Genomic DNA, 15,029 nt, shown 5'->3' with positions numbered 1-15,029 from the left:
TTTGGCTTTAAAAAAGATGTTTTTTTGAATAAAATCGTCCTGCAATTTGAATCATTACCTTAAAAATTCAATTTTAGGCAAATATTTTTGATATATCAAAAAAATAATATAATTTTGCAAAGGTCTCACAAAATAATAGCTATCTTGGCAACCAATTCAGAAAATCAACGTCTAAAAATAAATTTTTATGAGAACCATTTTTGTTTTTGCATTTTTTGCCCTATTAGGTCAACAAGTGATGTTGAGCCAAAATAATCCTATAAAGATTATTAAAGAAGAACAAGGTATTCAGATATTCGCTCGCGAAATAGAATGTCATGACAATGCAAATGGCATTCATCAGCTATTTTATCAATTACAATTGGTCAATACTACTAACCTGCATGCAACTATAAGTTGGAATATAGATAATTGGCTCAACGGCGCATGTGTAACATGCGACAAACCCAAAACTTCCGAAAATACTTATACCATCGAATTAGCTCCTTCGGAAAGCATCGAAGGGAATTGCGATAAAACCTCTCCCAAAGGACTAATGGTATATATTAAACAATTGCAAAACAACCGAAGTTCAGTATTATCGAAATTTGAAATTGTGAATTTTAAAGTAGAATTCTATGAATAGATTTTTTCAGATAGTCATTTTATATACTTTGTTGTCATTTCAAGGTTTTTCGCAATGTTCTTTAACCATTGATACCGTATATTACAATGGCGATTTTTTATTAAACCCTGATACAATAAAAATTTGTCAAGGCGATCAGGTTAGTTTTGCCTATCCCGATGCCGGATGTCCTACGTATATGATGAACAACGATTTTAATAACGGAAACATAGGAACAGGTTGGTCATCGAATGCTTCACCTATGTTTAATAATCCTTGCGGACCAGGATCTGATGGAACTACATACCTATGGATAGGACCTGCAACAAGCTTTCCACGAAGGCTTACAACTGTTGGTTACAATGTAACAACACAATGTCAGATATGTTTTGATATGAAATACGCTTCTGAATCAAATTCATCACCCTGCGAAGGACCCGACGAATCAACTGAAGGGGTACATTTACAATATTCTACTGCAGGACCAAGCGGTCCATGGATCGATATAAATTATTGGGATCCTAATGGAGGATACGATCCGGTATTAACCACCTGGCAGCATTATTGCGAAAACGTGCCGGTAAATGGTACTGTTTGGTTTAGCTGGTATCAGGATGTAACATCAGGAAACAACTACGACCACTGGGGGCTCGATAATGTACAAATTTTCTGCCCTCCTCCCAGCCAAGTAATACAAGGTATTTACAATGGCAACGTTGTATCAAATAATACATATAGCACAACCATAACTGCTCAAACAAGCGGATATTTTGTTGCAACAGTTTCAGTTACCTCAGCTTCTGCATCAGATAGCGTATATGTTGCCGTATATCCACCTCCAACTATGTCTATTAGCGGATTAAACAATACTTATTGTGTAACCGATGCTCCTTCGACTTTAACAGGCAGCCCTACGCCTGGAGTATTTTCGGGTCCAGGAATATCGGGCAATGCATTTGACCCATCTATTGCAGGCGTGGGAACACATACCATTACTTACCACCATTACTATGTTACTACAAACTCGGCTACCGGAATGTTAACTTTCTTTTTCGACGACTTTTCTACCGATAAAGGATGGACAGGTTATGGAACTCAATGGACAAGGGGATCGGCAACAGGAAGTTCGGGTTGTAGCGGAAGTCAAGACCCATCACAAGACCATACAGCTACTTCCGATAATTACATTATCGGGAATTGGCTTGGTGGATGTTATCAAAACAGCTTAACTCAAACTTATTGGCTTACAAGCCCAACTATAAACTGCGCAAACTTAAATACCTGTAATATCGAATTTTATAGTCATAGCGGTGTTGAAAGTCCAACCTACGACCATATGTATATTGAAGCTTATAACGGCTCTGCATGGCAACAAATTTGGACTAATACTTCATCGCTTAACGAAACAGCTTGGACGTTAAGAACCTATTCGGTTCCACAGGCTACCAATAACTCCAATTTTAAGGTACGTTTTGGAATTGGAACTACCGATGGAAGTGTAACTTACAAAGGATGGAATATTGATGATTTTAAACTAAAATGCAATGGTACCATAACTATTACGGATACCTTATGCGATTTTGTAACAACTCAAGACGTTACAGTGGAACCACAGCCAACATCAACTTTTAATTATAACGATTCTATTTGCATCAACAGCACAACCACTATCCAGTATACAGGGTCAGCACCTGCAACTGCCACTTATACATGGGATTTTGGTGGTGGAACTGTTATTAGCGGAAGTGGACAAGGACCCTATGTGGTTCAATATACCAACGATGGAGCTTACACTATTTCGTTAACTGTTACGCAAAATGGATGTAGTTCTACTCAAACGCAGCACACTCTAACCGTTTTACCTTATGGGCATCCTTATTGTTGTATTATGCCAACAACAAATGCTGGTGCTGATGATAGTATCTGTGGTTTAAACTATAATCTTCAAGCTATTGCTTCACTTGGAGTTGGCACATGGACTCAAATAAGCGGACCTGGAGTATCTTCGTTTCAAAATAATCATTCTGCAAACACCTCGGTCACAGTAAGTCAGGCAGGAACTTATTCATACGATTGGCACGAAGTGAACGGAACAGGTTGCGAAGATAGAGATACGGTTGTAATTACATTTATACAACAGCCAACATCAACTTTTAATTATAACGATTCTATTTGCATCAACAGCACAACCACTATCCAGTATACAGGGTCAGCACCTGCAACTGCCACTTATACATGGGATTTTGGTGGTGGAACTGTTATTAGCGGAAGTGGACAAGGACCCTATGTGGTTCAATATACCAACGATGGAGCTTACACTATTTCGTTAACTGTTACGCAAAATGGATGTAGTTCTACTCAAACGCAGCACACTCTAACCGTTTTACCTTATGGGCATCCTTATTGTTGTATTATGCCAACAACAAATGCTGGTGCTGATGATAGTATCTGTGGTTTAAACTATAATCTTCAAGCTATTGCTTCACTTGGAGTTGGCACATGGACTCAAATAAGCGGACCTGGAGTATCTTCGTTTCAAAATAATCATTCTGCAAACACCTCGGTCACAGTAAGTCAGGCAGGAACTTATTCATACGATTGGCACGAAGTGAACGGAACAGGTTGCGAAGATAGAGATACGGTTGTAATTACATTTATACAACAGCCCGTAGCATCGTTTACCGCAACACCTATCGATTGTTACGGTCAAGCTTCAACTATTACTTTCACCGGTTCTGCCACAGGAACAGCAAACTATAACTGGAATTTTGGAACCGACGCTACCATTGTTTCGGGCTCGGGCTCAGGTCCTTATCAAGTTACCTGGACAACCCCAGGTAATATTAATATATCTCTTCAAATAGTAGATAACCATTGTCCCTCTAACACAGCAACCGTTACCATCAATCAACCTCCTGCCCTAAATGCTAATGTAAATGTGAGCCCTGTAACTTGTGCAAGTGATACAAATGGTACGGTTACAATCAATGTTACGGGTGGCACTCCTCAATATTCATATCAATGGTCGAATACAACAGGACCTCCATTCCCAGCCGGCACTTATTCTGTAACCATTACCGATGTCAACAACTGCTCTCTTACCTACCCTTTTACCGTTACCGAACCTAACCCCATTGTGGTAGTTCCTAATCAAACAAATTTAACCTGTTATCAAAATAATAGTGGTATGGCAACCGTTAGCGTAACAGGCGGAACCGGTAGCTATACATATAATTGGACAAACAATGTAAGTACTTCGGATACTGCCAATAATTTAGCAGCAGGAACTTATACTGTTAGCATTACAGATGGAAATGGTTGCTTAGTAACTCACGATTTTACATTAACAGAACCGTCGGCTGTAAATATTCAAACTATTGCTACTATTAACCCAACATGCTTCGGACAGTGTAATGGTAGTATTCAAGTAGCTGGTACAGGTGGCACCTCTACTTCGTACACTTATCAATGGTCTAACTTAGCTAGTACTCCAAGCATTAACTCTCTTTGTGCTGGCAACTACTATGTAACGGTAGCCGATGCCAACAACTGTACAGCCACTCAAAGTTTTATTTTAACAGAGACACCACAAGTTATAGCCAACATTTCATCTACTATTGATGTATTATGTCATGGACAATGCACCGGTTCTGCAACTGTTACAATAACTAATGGTGTAGCTCCTTATTCTTATTCATGGTCCAATAACACCAATAACCCCACCGCTACAAGCTTATGTGCAGGACAATATGATGTTACTGTCTTCGATGTAAATGGATGTACTGCCACTACTTCTGCTACCATAAATGAACCCACTGAATTAACTTCGCAGATAAATAATATTCAAGCTACACAATGCTATGGCGATTGCAATGGTTCAGCTACTGTAACCGCATCGGGAGGCACACCTCCATACGCATACAACTGGAGCAGTGGTACACCGGATTTGCCTACCAATAATTCTTTATGTGCAGGTACACATTTTGTAACCGTTACTGACGCCAATGGGTGTTCTTCTACAGCAACTGCCATGGTTCCAGAACCAAGCGAATTAGTCATCACCCAAATTGACAAAACCGATTTAACCTGTAATGGTTCAAATGACGGTACTATAACTATATATATTACTGGAGGTGTTGGAACTTGGTACTATAGTATTCCCAATATAACCGATACAATTTCACAATTCAATCATTTAGCTGCTGGTAATTATACGGTTACAGTTACCGACTCCCGTGGATGTAGTAAAACCGGATCGGTTATTATAAACGAACCAAGCCCATTGGTCGTAAGTGCTCAAAACCTATATAACATTTGTAATGGCGAATGGGCTTATTTAACTGCCAATGCCACAGGTGGTACTCCTAATTATACCTTCTATTGGAATGGCAACCCAGGGAATTCTTCTATAGGAATACAACCCACAACTAATACCACTTACACCGTTTCTGCCACTGATGCACATGGATGCACGAGCAATACCGTAAACATTAATATAACTGTTTCTTCACCACTGGTTGTAGATGTAACGGCCTCTCCAATGGCTGTTTGTCCGGGTCAAGAAGTACAACTTACCCCCAATATGTATGCTGGAGGTGGTCCACCCTATTTAATTACATTGCCAGACGGAACAGTAGTTACCCCACCCGTAAGCATTTATCCTCAAGAATCGGGCTATTACATGCTTTATGTAAAAGATGTTTGCGGTTCTGTTGCCCATGATTCTGTTTATATAACCGTACATCCTTTACCAGAAGTACAATTTAGCTCCGATATAGTAAGCGGTTGCGAACCACTAACCGTTACTTTTCATCCACAAGTAAGCTCACCCGGTCAAAACTATCAGTGGAACTTTGGAGATGGCAGTCAAAGTGAAATATCGTTTGACCAAAACCCTGTACATACTTTTAATAACGATGGTTTATATGATATTACTCTAACTATTACCAGTCCTCATGGATGTATAAACTCATACACATACCAAGACATGATTCGCGTATATCCAACTCCCGATGCTCGCTTTATTTTTTCACCACTCGTGCCCAGTATTGTTGACCCAGAAGTATTGTTTACAAATCTATCAGCCGATGCCGATATGTATATTTGGGCATTTGGCGATGGCGATTCATCCAATGCTCAAAATCCATATCACTGGTATCATCATATTGGCAATTATTTGGCAGAACTGATAGCTGTTACTAATTATGGTTGTAAAGACACAGCTCGAAGCTATGTACCTGTTCGTGATGAATACACATTCTACGCTCCTACCTATATTTCGCCTGATAATGACGATTTGAATGATATTTTTTATGTTGTTGGCAATGGCATTACATCCAAGAATTTTAAAATGTATATATATGATCGTTGGGGTGAAATTATTTACGAAACCGACAAATACGATCCTAACGATCCTCCTAAATATGGTTGGGACGGCAGAGCTAAAAACAACAAAGATGTACCCATTGGCACCTATACTTGGTTAGTTAAATACTATGACCCCAGCAATGTTGAACATATCAAATCGGGTGCAGTATCGGTAATTCGTTAAACTTACAATAATAAAAAAGAGGCTGACTTCAGATTAAGTCAGCCTCTTTTTTATTTTATATGCTTTCAGTATTGAGTAAAAAAATGTAAGTTTGCATACAAAAATAATGGCATCTATCAACGATAATATTCAATTTGTTACTGGAGTTGGACCTAAACGTGCCGAACTCTTTGCTAAGTATTTGAATATTTTTACTATTGAAGACATGCTTTATTTTTTTCCTTATAAGTATATCGATAGAAGCAAATTTTATAGTATTAGTGAATTAAACGAAGAACTTCCTTATGTACAGCTCAAAGGGAAAATAATCGACTATAAAATAGTGGGTGATGGTAAAGCTCAACGATTGGTTGGCATTTTTGCCGACCATACCGGAACCATCGAGCTTATTTGGTTTAATTCATTTCAATGGATTCAAAAATCAGTACCTTTAAATACCAATATCGTTATCTTAGGAAAGCCAACATTATTTAATCGCTCCATTAATATTACTCACCCCGATATTGAACTATGGATAAATTATGAACAAAACATAAATAAAGGGTTACAACCTTATTATTCTATTCCTGAAAAACTCAAGAAACATCAAATAAACTCAAAAAACATATTAAAAATTCAACAAAGCATAATTAAACAATATTATTCACTCATTCAAGATCCTCTTCCTATTGAAATAATAAATAAAAATAACTTACTCCCTTTACAAGAAGCATTACAACAGATTCATTTTCCAAGTAATTACGAAACGTTAAAAAAGGCTCAATATCGACTCAAATACGAAGAGTTATTTTACATTCAGCTCAATATTTTAAGTTTAAAAAAATATCGTTTAAACAACATCAACGGCTTTATATTTTCAAAAGAAAAAGATTACTACACGAAAATATTATATCATCAATTGCCCTTTAAGCTTACCCAAGCTCAAATTAAAGTACTAAGCGACATACGCAAAGATGTAACTTCAGGGAAGCAAATGAACCGACTCATACAGGGAGATGTTGGAAGCGGCAAAACGGTTGTAGCTCTTTTGGCAATGTTGATGGCAATCGATAATGGTTATCAGGCATGTTTAATGGCTCCTACTGAGATTTTAGCTCAGCAACATTTTGCTACTCTTAATGAACTATGTAAAAACTTACCTATTCGGATTGAACTATTAACAGGTTCATCAAAAACCTCAGAACGTAAAACTATACATAGCGGTCTTTTAAAGGGTGAGGTACACATTATTTTAGGTACTCACGCTTTAATTGAAAATACTGTACAATTTAAAAATTTAGGTCTTGTAATAATTGACGAACAACATCGCTTTGGTGTTGCTCAAAGAGCAAAATTATGGCAAAAAAACACCAATGAACCCCATGTTTTAGTAATGACGGCAACTCCTATACCTCGAACATTAGCAATGACCGTATATGGAGACTTAGATGTTTCTATTATAGACGAGCTTCCTCCAGGTAGAAAACCTATTAAAACAGTCCATTTAACCGACAGTAAACGACTAACACTATTTAAATTTTTAAAAGAACAAATAGCACTTGGAAGACAAATATATGTAGTTTTTCCTCTCATTAAAGAGTCAGAAACCTTTGATTATAAAGATCTCGAAGATGGATACGAGAGTTACTCGCGTGAATTTCCACCTCCCCAATACTTTATTGCTGTTGTTCACGGTCAGATGAAACCTCAAGATAAAGAACTCTCGATGAAATATTTTGTAGAAGGTAAAGCACAAATAATGATTGCGACAACTGTAATTGAGGTAGGCGTAAATGTTCCCAATGCCTCTGTAATGGTAATCGAAAGCGCTGAACGATTTGGACTTTCGCAATTGCATCAATTACGCGGACGAGTTGGACGTGGCAACGAACAATCGTATTGCATACTTATGACTAAACAAGAGCTTAGCAAAGAAGCACGCCAACGTATAGCCATTATGGTAGAATCGAATGATGGTTTTTATATAGCCGAAAAAGATTTAGAACTTCGAGGACCTGGCGATATCGAAGGAACTCAACAAAGCGGTATGCCCTTTGAATTAAAAATTGCCTCGCTTACATTCGATGAACCCATAATGAATCTCGCACGCTCCGATGCCCAACATGTTTTAAACAATAACAACTTTTTATCTGAATTCCCCATGCTAGCTAATAAGTTAAAAAAATTAAAGAATGAAAAAATTGACTGGAGTAAAATTAGTTAGGACCATAAAAACATTTAATTTTGCACTTTAAAATTTCAATACATGCGAGCACTCTTAATTAAAGAATTATCAAGCTTTTTTGCTTCAATAACCGGGTATCTGGTAATCATTATTTTTCTTATCATTATTGGCTTATTTACATGGGTATTCCCCGGACAATTTAATCTACTCGAAATAGGTTATGCCAATATCGACAGTTTATTCATTTTATCGCCATGGATTTTTTTATTTTTAGTCCCTGCGGTTACTATGCGATTGTTTAGTGAAGAAAAAAAAACAGGAACACTCGAAATGCTTTATGCTAAACCAATTTCAGATTTAACTATTGTTTTGGCTAAGTTTACAACGGGTTTATTATTAGTATTATTAGCACTCATTCCTACAATCGTATATTATATTACCATATATAATTACGGTAATCCTATTGGTAATTTAGACTCAGGTGCCATTTTAGGTTCATACATTGGCTTATTTTTTTTAGCAGCCATATATGTTTCCATTGGTTTATTTGCATCTTCACTAACCGAAAATCAAATTATAGCATTTTTATTAGGAGCTGTTATTTGCTTTATATTCTTTTTTAGTTTCGATGCAATCGGTTCATTACCCATATTTAAAAACTTTGCTAGTATTATATATAACCTAGGAATTAGTGAACATTATAAATCAATTAGTCGCGGCGTTATTGATACACGCGATATTATTTATTTTTTAAGCATTATTAGCATTTTTATATTATTAACAAAAACTAAACTTACTAGCAGAAAATGGAAATAAATAAAAACCAACGTAAGTCATTTAAAAGACAAGTATATAAAGAGTTAATAATAGTATTCATAACCATTATTTTACTAAATTATATTGCATCATTTTTTTTTACCCGCATCGATTTAACAGCCGAAAAACGTTACACCCTAACTAATACCACCAAAAAAATTTTAACCAATTTAAATGATATTGTTTATGTGAAAGTATATCTCGATGGCGATTTACCTTATGGTTTCAAACGATTAAGCAACAGCATAAAAGAAATGCTCGACGATTTTCGATCGTATGCTGGCGACAATGTACAATATGAATTCATTAATCCTGCCGAAACTGGCGATAAAAAAACACAAAAAGAACTATACAAACAATTGTATCAAAAAGGCTTAACCCCTACAAATGTTCAAGAAAAAGACGATGAAGGTAAAATTACGGAAAAAATTATTTTTCCAGGAGCCCTTATAAGCTATGCTGGTCATGAAATAGCCGTTGACTTTTTACATAACAGCTTAAATTTATCGCCCGAAGAAAACTTAAATGCCTCTATCGAAGATGTTGAATTTACACTTATAAATGCGATTCGAAAATTAAAAAACGATTTTGGTCAACGCATTGCCTTTATTGAGGGACATGGCGAAAGCGATGCTGAAGAAGTAGCCGATTTTACCAACGCATTATCAGAATATTTTCAAGTAGAGCGTGTACGTCTCGATAGTCAAATATATAGTTTAACCAGCCGGACACTCGATAGCAATAACAAAGTAAGTGTATTTAACAAATACGATCTGGCTATTATTGCTAATCCCGATTCTATGTTTAGCGAATTCGATAAGTACATAATCGACCAATTTATTATGTACGGTGGTAAAGTCATTTGGTTAATTGATGCTGTGGATGCAAATATGGATAGCCTTGCCTATTCAAGTACCGTAATGGCAACTATAAAAAATCTAAATATTAGCGATCAGCTTTTTAAATATGGTGCCCGTGTCAATCCCAATCTTGTACAAGATGTGCAATGTGCAATTATCCCTGTAAACACTGCTATTGCCGGTACACAACCACAATTTACCCCATCACCTTGGGTTTATTTTCCACTTTTATTGCCCAATACCAAACATCCTATTGGCAAAAATGTTAACCTGGTTAAAGGACAATTTGTATCTAGTGTCGATCCTGTTGGCGACGATTCTACCATTATTAAAACTGTATTACTAACAACTTCGCAAAGTTCTAGGGCACTTAATGCACCTATACAAATTAACCTAGGTATTATTAAGAAAAAAATCAATCCCGACTTTTTTACTAAATCGTATATTCCTACGGCATTGTTGTTAGAAGGTCGCTTTAAAAGCATCTACTTAAATCGTTTAGCTCCAGAAATGTACGAACACAAAGAAATAGCATTTAAAGAACAAAGTGTATATACCCAATTAGCTGTAATTGGCGATGGAGATATTATTCGAAACCATATACGCCGACTCGGTATGAAAACTGAAATACTGCCGTTAGGTTTTGACCGTTACACAGGCGAAACTTTTGGGAATAAAGAATTTTTAATGAACTTAATTAGTTATATGCTCGATAATAAAAACTTTACCGAATTACATTCAAAAATTGTACAATTACGCCTACTCGACCGACAAGCCATTGAAGAAAATAAAACCCTTATTCAGCTTATAAATATAATTTTACCCATACTCATTATACTTGCATTTGGACTTTCGCTAACATGGTATAGAAAACATAAATTTTCAAAATAAAATATGAATTAGCCATAAAAAAATAAGAACCTTAAATAAAAATAACTACAAATGAAAAAGAAAAATACGATTCTTTATTTAATCTTTGTTATAGTATTAACGCTAGCTATAATTGTATTTATAAATAATAATAAAAGTACATTAAAAAAAGAACTACGAGATTTCGCCTACGAAGATACAGCTTCAGTTAATAAAATATTTTTAGCCGATAAAAATAACCATGCCGTATTACTTGAGCGTATTAACGCACATACATGGAGAGTAAACAACAAATTTAACGCCCGTGCCGACGCTATCAAAAATTTGCTCGATGCCATTGCTTCTGTACAAGTAAAATCGCCGGTTCCTAAATCAGCTTTCGAAACAGCTACCAAACATTTAGCCACCCGTAGCATAAAAGTTGAAATCTATGCTAACAATAAAAAAGTAAAAACCTATTATGTAGGTCCGGCAACACCCGATAACCTTGGCACCTATATGATACTCGAAAATTCTTCGGTACCATTCATTACACACAAACCCGGTTTTAATGGTTATCTTACAGTACGATATTTTGTAGATGAACAAGAATGGCGCGATGTAAGCCTTTTTTCTATTCCTATAAATTCATTCTACTCATTGCAAGTTCGTTATCCCGAACATCCACTTTCGTCTTATACCATTATTCGTAAATCGGCTCGCGATTATCAATTACTAAACTATCAAAATACCAATATGCCTATATTCGATACATTGCTTGCTAAAGAAACAGTATTAGGTATTCTAAAAGCCAAAGTAGATATATGGACCTACGATATGCCCCAAAGCCGTATCGACTCTCTAAACAAAGCGACTGCGTTGGCCCACATTAAAATTAAAACTATAAAAGGAGAAACATATAGCCTCGATTTGCATCGTATGCCCAACATAAAAAAATATATCGATAATTCGGGCAATGTGATGCCCTACGACCCCGATATTATGTACGGCATCTATAATGGTAATACACCCGCACTCTGCCAATATTTTACATTCGACCCCATTTTATTATCAATAAACGATTTTACAAGCCAGACTAAAAAATAATCTTACGATAAATAAAATATAAATAGAAGCTAAATCTATTTAAAAAAATCTTTATATATTAAAAAATTTTACCATAAAGTTTTCAATAAAAAGTTGTTCATAACTTAATTAGGTAAATAAGGTTACGACTATTATTTTTGTAGTTCATTTTAAAGGTATGAAGAAAAATTATGATATTTTACAAGCTTTAAATCAAAGCCAAAAAGAAGCTGTTGTTAACTATCAAGGACCAACACTCATCATAGCAGGTGCAGGCTCTGGCAAAACCCGAGTACTCACCCATCGCATTGCTTATATGCTCCAACAAGGCATTCACCCTGCACGCATAATGGCACTAACCTTTACCAACAAAGCTGCCGACGAAATGAAAGAACGCATTGCTCACATGGTTTCGTACAAACAAGCACGTCAACTATGGATGGGTACTTTTCACAGCGTTTTTCGAAAAATGCTAAAAGACGAAGCCGAAAAACTTAACTATACATCCAACTTTACTATTTACGATAGCGACGACAGTAAAAACCTTATTAAACATATAATCAAAGACTTAAATCTCGATAGCGAAAAATACAAAGTAAACGATGTTCATGCACGGATTAGTAAAGCCAAAAACAATCTGATTACCTACCAATCGTATAAAAACAAAAAAGAACTACTCGAAGCCGATAGCCATCGAAAAATGGATATGCTTTGGAAAATTTACGAAAACTATCAAATAAGACTCAAAAACTCAAACGCTATGGATTTCGACGATTTGCTGCTCAACACCAATATTTTGTTTCGCGATTTTCCTGACTCTTTAACCAAATACCAAAACCTTTTCGATTATATTTTAGTTGACGAATACCAAGATACTAATTTTGCTCAATATCTTATTATTAAAAAATTATCTGCACAACACAAAAACCTCTGCGTAGTAGGCGACGATTCACAAAGTATCTATTCGTTTAGAGGTGCACGCATCGAAAATATTCTTAATTTTAAAAACGATTACCCCAATTTTAAACTATACAAACTTGAACAAAACTATCGCTCTACTCAAAATATTGTAAATGCGGCAAATAGCTTAATAGAACACAACAAAGAACGTATCCCCAAAGTAATTTATAGCGAAAATCCAGAAGGCGAAAAAGTAGAACTTCTAAAAGCACTGACAGAAACCGAAGAAGCGTACATTGTTGCTAAAATTACCGAACAATTACATCAAAACAAAAAAATTCCATACAACGAAATAGCAGTATTGTACCGCATGAATTCTCAATCGCGTGTATTAGAAGATTCATTCAGACGACAAAATATCCCCTATCGCATCTATGGTAGTGTATCGTTTTATCAACGCAAAGAAATAAAAGACATCATTGCCTATATTCGATTAGCTATAAACCACAACGACGACGAAGCATTACTTCGTATTATAAATGTTCCTGCCCGTGGTATAGGTCCCACCACCTTAGAAAAAATACAATCAATTGCCAACGAACAGCAAACATGCATATGGAATATAATTAGCAACCATGCTATAATATACCATAATTTAAAAACTAATATCATCCATAAAATTATACTTTTTACCAATTTAATAAATGAACTCTCAGAAAATATAAAATCATTAAATGCATTTGATTTTATTGAACTACTCATAAATAAAAGCGGAATAGTAGATGAGCTTACCAAAGAAAACACCCAAGACGCTCTAAATCGCAAAGAAAATATTCAGGAACTAGTAAATAGCATCAAAGATTTTCAAGATAATATAGAAGAAATCACCCAAACAACTCCCAATATCATAGATTTTTTAGAACACGTTAGCCTTTTAAGCAGTGTTGACGAACAAAACGAAAAAAATAAAGAACAAGACAAAGTTACATTAATGACAGCTCACGCTTCAAAGGGACTCGAATATCAGGTAGTTTTCATAGTTGGAGCTGAGAAAAATATTTTTCCATTACAATTTCACAAAGACTCTGAACTTAATTTAGAAGAAGAACGGCGTTTGTTTTATGTTGCCCTCACCCGTGCAAAAACCAAAGCCTTTATCTCATTTGCCGAACAACGAAACATATGGGGCAAACCTCAAGCTTCGAGTCCCTCACCATTTATTAGCGAAATAAACCCTACCTACCTTAAAATACCATTCCATTTCAACATAGACAACTATGCTTTTAATAATGAACGAAATTTTATCAGTCAACAAAATATAAAATCAACTATACAAATACCCATATATGAAAAAAAGTTAGTATCTTTGAACGACATTCAAAATAAAAACCATTCCACATCGTCATCGCCTGTAAATATGCATAATCTTACCGAAGGAATGCTCGTTATGCACGAACGATTTGGAAAAGGCAAAATTTTAAAAATTGAAGGAAACGACATAAACGCTAAGGCTCTTGTTGATTTTGAAATAAATGGACAAAAACAATTACTGTTAAAATACGCCAAATTAACAATTCTATAAAATGATAGACAAAAATTTGTATTACAACACATTAAGAGAACCCCTCCGTTTACCCGAATACGGAAGGCATGTACAAGAAATGGTAAACTACGTAAAAACCATACCCAATAAAGAAGAACGAAACCGTTTAGCTGCTGTTATTATTCAAATAATGGCCAACTTCACTCCTTATGTTAAAGATACCCCCGAACACAAAGCTAAACTATGGAATCAACTAGCACAAATATCCAATTACGAGCTAGATATTGATTACCCTGTCCCCATATATAAAACCGAAGATTTTAAACTCAAACGTAAAAAAATACCTTATCCTACAAAAAATACACAACTAAAACACTATGGCAATATATCAGAACTTTTGGTACAAAAATTGTCATCACTTCCCGACACACCCGAAAAACAACAAATGTTAATTGATTTGGCCAACCATATGAAAAAACAATACTTACTCTATAATAAAGAAGCCGTAAGTGACGAACAAATATTATCCGATATTCGCCTTATGTCTAAAAACAATGAAATGCAACTACCCGAAGTAAAACTCAACGAAACACGCGACATTTTATACAAAAACAAAAAAAACAACAACATCAAAAAAAACAATAAACGCAAATAAT

8 protein-coding genes are annotated in these 15,029 nt (G+C 35.5%); all 8 read left to right on the top strand.

Going from position 1 to position 15,029, the window contains the following annotated elements; all coding sequences use genetic code 11:
- The first annotated feature begins 187 nt into the window (after positions 1-187).
- The 8 genes from HPY79_07210 to HPY79_07175 all read left to right on the top strand — a co-directional run bounded on the left by HPY79_07210 (position 188) and on the right by HPY79_07175 (position 15,028).
- The gene (locus tag HPY79_07210; GenBank protein ID NSW45584.1) at positions 188-625 is read left to right on the top strand and encodes a hypothetical protein; all 438 of its coding nucleotides are present in this window, start codon (positions 188-190) and stop codon (positions 623-625) included.
- Complete coding sequence (locus tag HPY79_07205) at positions 618-6,155, top strand: gliding motility-associated C-terminal domain-containing protein (GenBank protein ID NSW45583.1); 5,538 nt, start codon at positions 618-620, stop codon at positions 6,153-6,155. The genes HPY79_07210 and HPY79_07205 overlap by 8 nt, the downstream gene beginning before the upstream one ends.
- Before the next feature lie 106 nt (positions 6,156-6,261).
- Positions 6,262-8,358, top strand: coding sequence for an ATP-dependent DNA helicase RecG (recG, locus tag HPY79_07200; GenBank protein ID NSW45582.1), 2,097 nt, complete (start codon positions 6,262-6,264; stop codon positions 8,356-8,358).
- Positions 8,359-8,400: 42 nt separating this feature from the next.
- On the top strand, positions 8,401-9,135 hold the full coding sequence (gene gldF / locus HPY79_07195; GenBank protein ID NSW45581.1) for a gliding motility-associated ABC transporter permease subunit GldF: 735 nt from the start codon (positions 8,401-8,403) through the stop codon (positions 9,133-9,135).
- Positions 9,126-10,886 (top strand): gliding motility-associated ABC transporter substrate-binding protein GldG, encoded by a 1,761-nt coding sequence (gldG, locus tag HPY79_07190; protein ID NSW45580.1) that lies wholly within the window; start codon positions 9,126-9,128, stop codon positions 10,884-10,886. Before gldF ends, gldG begins: the two co-directional genes overlap by 10 nt.
- Before the next feature lie 51 nt (positions 10,887-10,937).
- Complete coding sequence (locus HPY79_07185; protein NSW45579.1) at positions 10,938-11,951, top strand: hypothetical protein; 1,014 nt, start codon at positions 10,938-10,940, stop codon at positions 11,949-11,951.
- Positions 11,952-12,108: 157 nt separating this feature from the next.
- Positions 12,109-14,412 (top strand): UvrD-helicase domain-containing protein, encoded by a 2,304-nt coding sequence (locus HPY79_07180; GenBank protein NSW45578.1) that lies wholly within the window; start codon positions 12,109-12,111, stop codon positions 14,410-14,412.
- Position 14,413: 1 nt separating this feature from the next.
- Complete coding sequence (locus tag HPY79_07175) at positions 14,414-15,028, top strand: DUF4290 domain-containing protein (protein NSW45577.1); 615 nt, start codon at positions 14,414-14,416, stop codon at positions 15,026-15,028.
- The last annotated feature ends 1 nt before the right edge of the window (position 15,029 follow it).

This window comes from Bacteroidales bacterium (assembly GCA_013314715.1).
In the GTDB taxonomy this organism is placed as follows: Bacteria; Bacteroidota; Bacteroidia; order Bacteroidales; family GWA2-32-17; genus Ch61.
Note: the sequence above shows the minus strand (reverse complement) of the source record. Positions and strands in the feature narration are given on the sequence as shown.